We start from the raw sequence: 8,744 nt of genomic DNA on the forward strand, positions 1-8,744 counted from the left end.
CAATGAGTTTGGAGATTTGGACTTGAGTTTTACCGTCATTTAACAACAACAATATCAAAACTCTTTCTCTAATGTAAGGATTTTTTTCTTCTTTCAGTGCTTTTTGTAACTTTTCTTTTTGTTCGGAATTCAAGTGATTAGTGGCTGGCATAGCTATTGATATTTGAATAGGTTACTGTTTCTATTATACGCTATTTAGATGCTGAACAGCTTATAACCAGCTACTTATAATTAATTGGCAAGAGTTCTATTGTGTGGATCAGAAAAATTCTGCACTATCCATAGCGTGGTAGGGAATGGGATTAAAAGACAAAACAGGATAAACTTTTCTCTAGTCCGATCTATTTTGAGGGCCATGAAGGATTTATTGGCAATTTTTAGCAAGGAATTAAGCTCTTGGTTCCGGCGCTGTTGGTTAGCGGTACTATTAACCGGCAGGGTTTTTTACTTCCTATTCACGCGCAAACCCGATTGGCGCGTCACCCAAGAACAAATGGTGGCAGCTGGGCCTGCTTCGCTGATTATCGCCATGATCACGGCTGCGGTGATCGGGATGATCTTTACTATCCAAGTGGCCCGGGAGTTCCAAGCTTTGGGTGCTGGCAGTATGGTGGGGGGAATTTTGGCCCTTGCTCTCGGTCGGGAACTCTGTCCGATTATGATGGCGATCGTGGTAGCCGGTCGGGTAGGATCGGCTTTTGCGGCGGAAATTGGTACCATGAAGGTGACGGAGCAGATCGACGCACTCTATATGCTCAAAACCGATCCCGTGGAATATCTGGTGCTGCCTCGTTTAATTGCCTGTTGTCTGATGGTTCCCGCTTTGAGTATTATGGCATTGCTGATCGGTTTAGGTAGCGGTTTGCTGGTCGGCCAAAGTTTATACGGAATCGCTAATTCAGTTTTTCTCGACTCGGTTCGCGGTTTCCTGCGCGTGGGAGACGTGCTGAGTGGACCGGTTAAAGGGTTGGTTTTTGGGGCTTTAATTGCGATTATCGGCTGTAATTGGGGTTTAACGACCGATGGCGGTGCTAAGGGAGTCGGCCAAGCTACGACCGCAGCTGTAGTCACTATGCTCTTAGCGATTTTTGTATCTAATCTGCTGATGACTTGGATCTTGTTCCAAGGATCTGGTAATAGTTCGGTTTTGTTTGGACAGTAAATTAGTTAAAAACGCTCATTTTCTAGCCATTGTTCTAAGTCCTCTACTGACTGAAAATCTAATAAAGCTTCTCCTAAGTTTTCTAAATTTTCTAGGGAAAGACTTTGGATATTGGCAGATAATTCGGCAGAAATGCCACCTATACGCCGATTTAATTGACGTAGAAGCAAATTGATGGCTTCTTCTTGTCTTCCTTCCCCTTTGATTTCCTGATAGATGACAGATTCTTTCATAATATCCTTCCTCAACAATTGTTGAATATTGATTATCCCTAGGTTGAGATTAAATTATCTCTAATATCCATCGGGGAAATATTTAGCAAGACAAGCGGAACAAATTCCTGCTTTGCTAAAATCATCTCCATAGTCTTGTACGTTAGCTGATGCTTGACGACAGCAGGAACAAATTTGAAATATCGTTGCTATTGTTCTCTGTTCTTCAACATCGTCAAAATCAGAAAAACACTCATTACTGAGAATTTCGCCGATATTGACATCGCAAAGGAATGATTCTTTAATTATGTCCAAAACTATCGACTGTTGTTCTTCAAAACTTAGGGACTGAAACGCCTTATTTTTCAAATACAATCGACCTAACATTGCATTGACGGCATAACTAGCTTGATGATCTGACATAATGATAATAGAGGGAATTAATAGAATAAAAATAACCGCAGTAAATTAGTTAAAAACGCTCATTTTCTAGCCATTGTTCTAAGTCCTCTACTGACTGAAAATCTAATAAAGCTTCTCCTAAGTTTTCTAAATTTTCTAGAGAAAGACTTTGGATATTGGCAGATAATTCGGCAGAAATGCCACCTATACGCCGATTTAATAGACGTAAAACCAGGTTAGCCTCTCCTTCTTGTCTTCCTTCCTCTTTGATTTCCTGATAGATGACAGATTCTTTCATAATGTCTTTCCTCAACAATTGTTGAATGATGTCTTTGTTTAATACTAATCCAGCGAGAATTGCGGTGGAGGCAGCCAGATTGCTTTGTTCTCGACTGTCGCTGATTTGTTCGATTTTTTGGGCGATTTGCCGCAGTAAATTCTCTTGCTCCTCAGCTTGAGCTAGTATAGCAAAGGGCAATAGTCCTGGTGCTTGCAATAAGGGTTGATAGGGTTGTTCCCATAGTCTAATCACCTCAAATTGATGATAAGTTTTTCCCTGTTGATAGTCATTCTGTCTGACTAGGGGTAAGGTACTCCTCCTTAGATAAATCACTACCTGATGGATAGGTTTGCCTTGATAGCGTCGATAGAGTCTTGTGGCATAATCGAGCATTCTATAGGGAATATCCTCTTTAGGGTCGGTTTGGAACTCAATATGTAAGATTAATTCTTCTGACTCTAAAAAGATTAAACTATCGGCTCTTATCGGCTCCAATGACAACTCTGAGGGTTTAATTTCGGTTAAATCTAAAGGTTTACCTAATAACCAAGTGGCTAAATCTCTCGAATATTCCAGGGCGATAAATTTACAAGTGGAATCATACATCGGTCTTGACTATATTTTACTCAAAAATGGAGATAAATAAACTAAAGCCTGGTAAGACATCCTCTCCGCTTAAATTAGCGGGTAGTTCCATAATTTCTAAGGGTTGCTGAGGACGATAAATTTCCACCTGTTGTTGTTGAGGATTAACTAGCCAACCTAATCGCAAACCACTGTGGAGATATTCCCGCATTTTAGCTTGAATTTCTGGGAGGGAATCGCTACGGGAGCGCAGTTCAATAACGAAATCGGGACAAATAGGCGGAAATTTCTCCTGTTCTTCTCGACTTAGAGCTTGCCAACGAGTTAAACTCACCCAAGCGGCATCAGGAGCGCGATATCCGCCTTTCGGCAAACGAAAAATCGTCGCCGAACTAAAGACTTTACCCAATTGGGTTTGATGATTCCACAACCAAAGTAAACTAATAAAATCGGCCTCTCGGTTGCCGCTAATTCCCCCAACAGGTGGCATCACAATTAATTCTCCTTGGGCGTTTCTTTCCAGTTGCCAATCTGGGTTAACTTGACAGAGACGGTAAAACTGCTCATCGCTGAGATTGACTGTATCTAAGTTTAAAATCACTGCTGCCATAGCTATATTTCACCCTAGAAAACACTCTAGTCTTAATTATAGTTAATTAGATTCCCCGCCAGATTGCGATCGCACCGTCCCGATCTCCAGTGACTAACCAACGACCATCTTGACTGGCAACCATTCTTAAGATGACGTTTCCCTTCAGGGTATTCAAGCGCCGACGGGTATTAACATCCCAAAATTTGACGGTTCCATCCCCGGAAGTGCTGGCCAAAACTTTGCCCCCATCGAGCAGGGCCATATCAGTTACAGCGTCGTTATGGGCGAGAATAGTAGTGGTGCCGATGCCGCTTTTCACTTGCCAACTGCGGATCGAACCGTCTTGACTAGCAGTACCGGCGGTATTACCATCCTTGGAAAAAAGCACCCGATAAACGGGAAATAAATTACCCGCATAGGCACGAATAAAGCGACCAGTACTCACTTTCCACAGTTTAACGAAGCCATCGTAATCGGCGCTCACAATTCCTTTACCATCGGGACTAAATGCGATCGACTGAATCGGATGATTATGGCCGCGCAGGGTTTTTAACAGTGTACCCGTCTGAAAATCCCAGAGTTTAACTGTACGATCCCAGCTACCCGTAGCCAAAATTTTGCCATCGGGAGAAATAGCGGCATCGGTAACGAGAAAAGCATGGCCGGGATAGGTCATTTCTAATTTTCCCGTGCGCGTATTCCAGCGTTGCACTTTTCCCCCCGCGTCGGCAGTTACGAAAGTCTTACCATCGGGACTAAATTGGATAGCGTTAACGGTATCACCTAGTTGCCAAGTCCTGAGAGGTTTTTGGGTTTTTAGGTCCCATTCCCTAACAGTGCCGTCAAAACTACCACTCAGCAGCAGGGAGTTATCGGGACTAATGGCCAAAGCATAGATGGGATCCTGATCGGCTTTTAAAATAGTAACCCGTTCGACCATCTGCCAAGGAACGATTTCTGCTAGGGGAGACGCTTGCGGAGTGGTGGTTTTCTCTTTTTCCTGATTGACTGCACAACCACCAGATAGCAACAGCAGCAATAATAACGATAACGTCGGTTGATAAAGGGTTATTTTCATAGAATTTTGCCGTTGTCAAAATCATCTTAAACTACTTTAAACTTGAACTGGTAAGATTTGAATAGAATAACGACAACGAGGAACAAGATAAATGACAAATTCTTGATTGGTTGTCTTGGCTTGTTCCAGAACATTCTGTAAATTTTCACCGTGAGCAATCACCCCTTTTTCATTATAGGCAATGTATTGATTTTTATACAAATCAAGCACGGTGTCACGATTTTTGTTTAACCAACGTAACATTTCTTGAGCTTGTTCTTGAGAGATTGAGTCTGTCATAATCTTTCTAAGGAGAGACGTTTTTGATCATAAGAAAAGCATCACTAATCAGTTTATTTTTGTCAATTATAGCTTCTATTTGCTCCGATTGATAACAAGCTGCTTCGACTTCTAGAGAAGCGGCATCCAAAGCATTAAGATAAGCATCGTTTAAAGTGTCTGTTAATTCTTCATCACTTAAATAATATCCTGCCGCTTTTCGGCGTTTATTTTGGCGTTGAATTTCTCTAACACTATTGCGAATGGAGACATCCCAAGAACGGGTGGTTCGGTTTTCTGCCTGTTGTTTAATTAAATGAAGTAATAAGATAACAGCATAACTACGAATGGTGCTAATAATCCCGTTTTTGCTCATATCTTCAAGGTTTTCTAGAATCGCCAGTGAACCTTTAATATCACCTTTTAAGAGCAAAGCTTTTAATTCTAAAAGTTCTTCCATAATCCAATTTCTTCCCCAAATACCCCTTAATTATATCTGGCCACAAGTCTCTCGGATATCCCAGGTTTATTGGGTAAAATGTATTCTAAGATACATTCTTGCGGGCGAGTGAGTGGAACGAACCACAGAGACACAAAGGACACAAAGATCGATCGCTACTATATAAGCAAAAATTGTCACACAAAGTCGAGAAGAGCCAAAAAGTTAATCATTTTTTCATTTATTTTATAAGCTTTTCTCTGCTATGATGAAGCCGTTCTTGTAAAAGTAGAGTTTTTAGTCATGACTCAAAGATTAGAAAAACTAATTGATTTTCGGGGGGGGATAAACATAGCTTATTAAAACTCTCAATTGCTTCCTCTGTCTTGGCGGTGAGTGCTTTGATCATCACCCCTGTACAGGCAGCAAATTTGATTCAAAATGGCAGTTTTGAGAACGGTGTAGCCTCTGATCTTTTGCAAACAATTAATGCTGGTTCCACGGTAATTACAGGATGGACGGTTAGCCAAGGATTAATCCATTATATCAATAGGTTATGGAAAGCTTCTAATGGTTCTATAAGTCTGCACCTAGGTGCAGGAGCGAGTCCTGGTGGAATTAAGCAAACCTTTAACACAACTGTCGGTGGGACTTATCGGGTGACTTTTGATCTGGCGGGTAATCCCAACGCAAGTCCTATTATTAAAGAGATGAGAGTGAGTGCAGGAGGAAGTTCTGCTGACTTTTCTTTTGACACAACAGGAAAAAGCCGTTCAAACATGGGATGGGTATCAAATTCTTGGGATTTTACCGCTAACAGTACAACCACTACCCTTGAGTTTATCGATTTAACTAATAGCTTTTTAACTAATAGCTTTGCTGGTCCTGCGTTGGATAATGTCTCGGTGATAGCTCTTTCCCCTCCTCCTACTCCTACTCCTATCCCCGAACCTTCATCAGTGCTAGGATTATTGAGTTTAGGAGTATTAGGAATTGGTTCTGCTTTAAAACGTCAATCTTAATCTATTTTTATCTTTTTAACCCATCTAAACTAGGTGGGTTAAATTGAATATTCAGATAGGCTTAAAATCGGTGAATAATTTGAATTTTGCGGCACATTTTTAATAATATGCTAGGATAGTATTGATGTTTTAGGAGGTAACAACCTATGCAGTTAGAAGATTATTTTGAATTTGTAGCAGTAGATAATATTCAATTAAAAGGACATCGTATTGGCATTGAGGACGTACTGAAATACTATCGACAAGGTTATAGTCCTCAAGAAATTCTCCAAGAATTACCAACTCTAAATTTAGAAAAAATTTATGCCACTTTGACCTATTATTATCACAATCAAGCACAAATCGATCTCTATCTTGTCAAGCTAGAAAGACAACGGGAACAACATTATCAACAGTGGCTAGAAACATCATCTCCTTTAATTGATCGTTTAAGAAAAGCAAAAATTAAAAAGGAGCAGGAGTATTTACAAAAAGCATGAAAATTCGGTTTTTGCTGGATGAAAATTTATCTCCTAAGCTAAAAATAGCGGTTCAACGTATCAATTCTACTATAGATATTTTGCGAGTTGGTGATGCGGATGCACCTCTTTTAGGGACACTTGATCCTAATTTATTGCAATATTTAGAATTATCCCAGAGACTGTTAATCACTGACAATAGAAGTACCATGCCCAATCATTTAAAAGATCATTGGAACACGGGAGGTCACACTTGGGGAATTATTTGGTTACGCCCTAGCGGTACAATTAGTCAATGGGCTGAATCAATGATTTTAATCTGGGAATTAACAGAAGCTGAAGAATGGATTGATCGCTTAGATTGGATTCCTTTATGAGGAACTAAGGTGATTTTTCAAACACATTTAATCATTTATTTCGGGGCTTTTTCTGGGTTTCTTAGGGTCTTTTTCTGGGGTATTAGGGGCGGGATTTGGGGCTATTGTCGCAATTTGGGCGGCCATTCTTGTCATTGCTTGACCTTGGGCGAATTCCTGCTGTAATTGTTCGCTAGAAGAAACCAAACGACTTAAACCCTGAATTAAACGGATAATTTCCTGTCGCAGTTGCGGATTACCGGTAATTTCATCCACATCCGAGGTGATTTTCTGAAGATTGGCAAAAGCGGCGCGAGAGGAGTCGAGGAGTTGCTGTAGGGTGACAACAGTGGCAGGATCGGAGAGATAAGCGGTAAAGTTGCCCAAATTTTCGCTTAATTTAACAGCATTTGCCGAAATAGTGTTTAAATTCTCGATAATTTGGCTTTTCTGCACTTCCGTCAGAATCGGATCCAAAGCAGCGAGAGTAGTTTGTAGGCGATCGCTAGTAGTTTTGATACTATCGAGAGTAGCAATTAAACGATTTTGATTAGCTGCCAAAAAAACCCGCAGTTCTTCTGTAGTTTGTCCCACCAAAAGCAGCGTTTTTCGGGCCTCTACTAGAGTAGCGTCTAAATTTCTCAGGCCGCCACTTCCCTGTAAACTTCTCAGTAAAGTAGTCGCTTCCTGACTCAATCCCCCGACACCAGAAAGATCACTAGAAAGGCGATCGAGGGAACCGGATACTTGCGGTAAGGATTCCAGGGATCTCATCCCCGAATTAACTTTACCTAGAGTACCGCTGCGACGTACCTCGCTTAAAGCCGTGGTTGCCTCACCACTAAAGCGATCGAGTCCCCCCAAGGCATTAGCAGCGCGTTGGGTAAAAGAACGAAATCCAGCCACCATATCGGGATCGCTAACTAGATTAGAAATTCTCAGTAAAGATCTGATCAAGGTATTGACATTTAGCGCCGATTGCCCTTGTAAACGGGAACCGTTACAGATAATCACCTCCCCATTACAGTTAGGACTCAAAGGGGGTTCTTTAACACCACCGACGGGTAAAGCTTGCAGGGGAGTAATATCGATCGTGGTTTCACCCACTAAACCGGATTGAATGGCTTCGATGAGGGAATTACTGGGAATTAGGCGATCTGCTGGCGAAATCTCCACTTCTACGGCGACTCCCTCCGGTTCTGGGGTAATTGCCGTCACTTGTCCGATTCTCACTCCCCGATAACCGACGCGGGTTCCCACCATCATGCCACCCACATTAGGAAAAAGGAAGCTGGCTCGATAACTGCGCCCCCCGAAGCTAAAATTACTTAACCAGGCGACAAACCAGATTAATATTCCCCCCGATGCCAGTAACATTAAACCGATACCACTTTGCCGCAGAGTTGGGGAAATCCCTCGTTGTGAACCGCCAGCTTCCATAAATAATTACTCCTCGTCTCTAAAAAGTATCTTACAGGAGAAATCGGGGGATTTCAGTGATCAGCTTCTGAAGGCAAGAGTCAAGGAGTCAGTATTCAGGAGTCAGTATTCAGTATTCAGGAGTCAGGAGTCGGGAGATAGGAGTCAGTATTCAGTATTCAGGAGTTGGGAGTGAGGATTCAGTATTCAGGAGTTGGGAGTGAGGATTCAGTATTCAGGAGTTGGGAGTGAGGATTCAGGAGTCAGGAGTCAGGAGTCAGGAGATTATTTTTATTTATTCTCCCCACTTCCCCCCGCAACGCGCACGCAGTGACCACCCCACACCCCACACCCCACTTCCCCATCACCCCACTTCCCCATCACCCCACTTCCCCATCACCCCACACCCCACACCCCACTTCCCCATCACCCCACTTCCCCATCACCCCACTTCCCCATCACCCCACTTCCCCATCACCCC

Annotated in this window: 12 protein-coding genes and 1 pseudogene; 5 read left to right on the forward strand and 8 right to left on the reverse strand. The window is 42.2% G+C overall.

From position 1 onward, the window contains the following. Positions 1–355: 355 nt before the first annotated feature. On the forward strand, positions 356–1,162 hold the full coding sequence (locus IM485_RS18915) for an MlaE family lipid ABC transporter permease subunit (RefSeq protein WP_104398267.1): 807 nt from the start codon (positions 356–358) through the stop codon (positions 1,160–1,162). 5 nt (positions 1,163–1,167) lie between these two features. On the opposite strand, the pseudogene IM485_RS18920 reads toward IM485_RS18915, so the two are convergent. The 7 genes and pseudogenes from IM485_RS18920 to IM485_RS18950 all read right to left on the reverse strand — a co-directional run. Then, positions 1,168–1,422 (reverse strand): annotated as a pseudogene (locus IM485_RS18920) (DUF4351 domain-containing protein); the annotation flags it as partial. A 33-nt stretch (positions 1,423–1,455) separates the two neighbouring features. Then, a complete protein-coding gene (locus IM485_RS18925; RefSeq protein WP_185238151.1) occupies positions 1,456–1,797 on the reverse strand; it encodes a hypothetical protein in 342 nt (113 codons plus the stop codon). 49 nt (positions 1,798–1,846) lie between these two features. Next, positions 1,847–2,662, reverse strand: a complete 816-nt coding sequence (locus IM485_RS18930) for a DUF4351 domain-containing protein (protein WP_002802840.1) — start codon at positions 2,660–2,662, stop codon at positions 1,847–1,849. A 16-nt stretch (positions 2,663–2,678) separates the two neighbouring features. Further along, positions 2,679–3,251 carry a Uma2 family endonuclease gene (locus IM485_RS18935; protein WP_287744993.1) on the reverse strand — a complete coding sequence of 191 codons (573 nt, stop codon included), beginning with the start codon at positions 3,249–3,251 and terminating at the stop codon, positions 2,679–2,681. A 46-nt stretch (positions 3,252–3,297) separates the two neighbouring features. Beyond that, positions 3,298–4,311 carry a WD40 repeat domain-containing protein gene (locus IM485_RS18940; RefSeq protein WP_104398265.1) on the reverse strand — a complete coding sequence of 338 codons (1,014 nt, stop codon included), beginning with the start codon at positions 4,309–4,311 and terminating at the stop codon, positions 3,298–3,300. 36 nt (positions 4,312–4,347) lie between these two features. Further along, positions 4,348–4,590, reverse strand: a complete 243-nt coding sequence (locus IM485_RS18945; protein ID WP_287744994.1) for a DUF5678 domain-containing protein — start codon at positions 4,588–4,590, stop codon at positions 4,348–4,350. A 7-nt stretch (positions 4,591–4,597) separates the two neighbouring features. Beyond that, entirely contained in the window at positions 4,598–5,029 is a 432-nt protein-coding gene (locus IM485_RS18950) for a DUF29 family protein (protein WP_104398263.1), read from the reverse strand. A 371-nt stretch (positions 5,030–5,400) separates the two neighbouring features. Here IM485_RS18950 and IM485_RS18955 point away from each other — a divergent pair, with 371 nt between their 5' ends. From IM485_RS18955 to IM485_RS18965, 3 genes are all read left to right on the forward strand, one after another. Beyond that, positions 5,401–6,030 carry a choice-of-anchor C family PEP-CTERM protein gene (locus IM485_RS18955; protein ID WP_287744995.1) on the forward strand — a complete coding sequence of 210 codons (630 nt, stop codon included), beginning with the start codon at positions 5,401–5,403 and terminating at the stop codon, positions 6,028–6,030. Positions 6,031–6,176: 146 nt separating this feature from the next. Continuing rightward, positions 6,177–6,509 carry a DUF433 domain-containing protein gene (locus tag IM485_RS18960; protein ID WP_002750711.1) on the forward strand — a complete coding sequence of 111 codons (333 nt, stop codon included), beginning with the start codon at positions 6,177–6,179 and terminating at the stop codon, positions 6,507–6,509. Then, positions 6,506–6,865, forward strand: a complete 360-nt coding sequence (locus IM485_RS18965; RefSeq protein WP_002763705.1) for a DUF5615 family PIN-like protein — start codon at positions 6,506–6,508, stop codon at positions 6,863–6,865. The genes IM485_RS18960 and IM485_RS18965 overlap by 4 nt, the downstream gene beginning before the upstream one ends. 27 nt (positions 6,866–6,892) lie before the next feature. On the opposite strand, the gene IM485_RS18970 is transcribed toward IM485_RS18965, so the two are convergent. After that, positions 6,893–8,284 (reverse strand): MlaD family protein, encoded by a 1,392-nt coding sequence (locus IM485_RS18970; RefSeq protein ID WP_287744996.1) that lies wholly within the window; start codon positions 8,282–8,284, stop codon positions 6,893–6,895. Positions 8,285–8,511: 227 nt separating this feature from the next. Here IM485_RS18970 and IM485_RS18975 point away from each other — a divergent pair. Continuing rightward, positions 8,512–8,744: hypothetical protein (locus tag IM485_RS18975; protein ID WP_287744997.1), on the forward strand; the 233-nt coding region annotated here is incomplete at its 3' end.

Origin of the sequence: Microcystis sp. M169S2, from assembly GCF_020245865.1 — a bacterium.
GTDB lineage: Bacteria > Cyanobacteriota > Cyanobacteriia > Cyanobacteriales > Microcystaceae > Microcystis > Microcystis ichthyoblabe_A.

Coding starts and splice junctions, on each gene's coding strand:
- IM485_RS18935 (WP_287744993.1), bottom strand. CDS start 3,251: ATGGCAGCAGTGATTTTAAACTTAGATACAGTCAATCTCAGCGATGAG.
- IM485_RS18960 (WP_002750711.1), top strand. CDS start 6,177: ATGCAGTTAGAAGATTATTTTGAATTTGTAGCAGTAGATAATATTCAA.
- IM485_RS18930 (WP_002802840.1), bottom strand. CDS start 2,662: ATGTATGATTCCACTTGTAAATTTATCGCCCTGGAATATTCGAGAGAT.
- IM485_RS18915 (WP_104398267.1), top strand. CDS start 356: ATGAAGGATTTATTGGCAATTTTTAGCAAGGAATTAAGCTCTTGGTTC.
- IM485_RS18965 (WP_002763705.1), top strand. CDS start 6,506: ATGAAAATTCGGTTTTTGCTGGATGAAAATTTATCTCCTAAGCTAAAA.
- IM485_RS18970 (WP_287744996.1), bottom strand. CDS start 8,284: ATGGAAGCTGGCGGTTCACAACGAGGGATTTCCCCAACTCTGCGGCAA.
- IM485_RS18950 (WP_104398263.1), bottom strand. CDS start 5,029: ATGGAAGAACTTTTAGAATTAAAAGCTTTGCTCTTAAAAGGTGATATT.
- IM485_RS18940 (WP_104398265.1), bottom strand. CDS start 4,311: ATGAAAATAACCCTTTATCAACCGACGTTATCGTTATTATTGCTGCTG.
- IM485_RS18925 (WP_185238151.1), bottom strand. CDS start 1,797: ATGTCAGATCATCAAGCTAGTTATGCCGTCAATGCAATGTTAGGTCGA.
- IM485_RS18945 (WP_287744994.1), bottom strand. CDS start 4,590: ATGACAGACTCAATCTCTCAAGAACAAGCTCAAGAAATGTTACGTTGG.